Genomic DNA, 1,180 nt, shown 5'->3' on the forward strand with positions numbered 1-1,180 from the left:
CACAGTACACGACTCATGCATGAGTTAAGGGCTTGAGTGTTTTCTGGTGGGTCTTTTTGGCCCACGCTTTGGCTGCTGCTTGAGGGACGTTTGTGATCCAGTCTCTGAGCGTATCGAGACCGATGCGGAACCAGGACTTGTGGCGTCTGCCGTGGGTTTTGCGGCGTATGGCCTTCATGCCCATAGTTTGTGTGGCGCATCGGTAGGCCCAGGTGATGGCGAGCATGACGACGACGATGAGACTTGCGAGTTTGCCGGGATCGGTGATGTGGGTATCCTCGATATTGAGCCCCCTTGTCTTGGTATCGCCGAACAGACACTCGATGCCCCATCGCTTTCGGTAGTCGTTGAGCGCCTGCCTGGGGTCGGGGCGATTGGTTGCGACAATCAGCCATTCGCCGTTGCCAAGGCGTTTGGCGGCAAGGCAGACAGGTTTGCGCATGGGGCCTGCGGTGCCGTTGAGGTGGCCTTGGAGGGTTGCGTAGGCCCGCCTGTGCCGAAGCAGCGTGGCAAGCGACCATGTGTGGCCGTCCTCAAGGGTGATGGTCATATCGCCCTTCAGGCGAATGGCGAAGGGGATATTGTTTTCATTGAGGAAATCCATCCACTCGGCACCGATGAACTCGCGGTCGGCCAACAGGCAGCGAATGGAAGCGGCGGGAAACAGCATCAGGTAGCGTCGCATCAGCGCTATGCGGTCCGCCATGTCGCTGCTGCCCTGGTGCGGCAGCAGCGCGAACAGCAGCGGCACCCGGAAGCGGCGGGTGACGATGGCCAGCATCAGGATGTTGATGTCGCGCGAGCCGAGTTTCCAGTTGGTGCGGTCGAGCGCCAGAAACTTCGGCCGCTCCAGGTTGAGCATGTGCACCACCAGCCGTGCCGCAACGCATTGGTCGAGCCGAACGAACTGGAAGAAGCGCTGCAGCCGCCGATACTTCGAGGCATGGCATGCACAACCACACAGATGCGCAGCCAGATGCGAAAGATTGACCGTGCGGGCGTGCACAAGCCCGGCAATCAGCGCTGCAAGCGTCACCAGGCGGCTCTTGCTCAGCGAGAAATGCCCGCTTAACGTCTCAGCGAGAACGGTATGAAGTGGTAGCATGGCGAAGATCCTTTGGTCAGGAATCTTCATCCAAATCACATCATCCCGTTCTCAACCTGACTGTCGTGTACCGTG

At 59.4% G+C, this 1,180-nt stretch carries 1 protein-coding gene; it reads right to left on the reverse strand.

Annotated elements, in window-relative coordinates; all coding sequences use genetic code 11:
• Positions 1-13: 13 nt before the first annotated feature.
• On the reverse strand, positions 14-1,135 hold the full coding sequence (locus tag ACFFP0_RS30995) for an IS4 family transposase (RefSeq protein WP_377266085.1): 1,122 nt from the start codon (positions 1,133-1,135) through the stop codon (positions 14-16).
• Between the last annotated feature and the right edge of the window lie 45 nt (positions 1,136-1,180).

Source organism: Neorhizobium puerariae, from assembly GCF_042429745.1.
Classification (GTDB): Bacteria; Pseudomonadota; Alphaproteobacteria; order Rhizobiales; family Rhizobiaceae; genus Neorhizobium; species Neorhizobium puerariae.

Excerpts from the sequence above, each read along its gene's own strand:
- ACFFP0_RS30995 (WP_377266085.1), bottom strand. The coding sequence starts at position 1,135 with ATGAAGATTCCTGACCAAAGGATCTTCGCCATGCTACCACTTCATACC.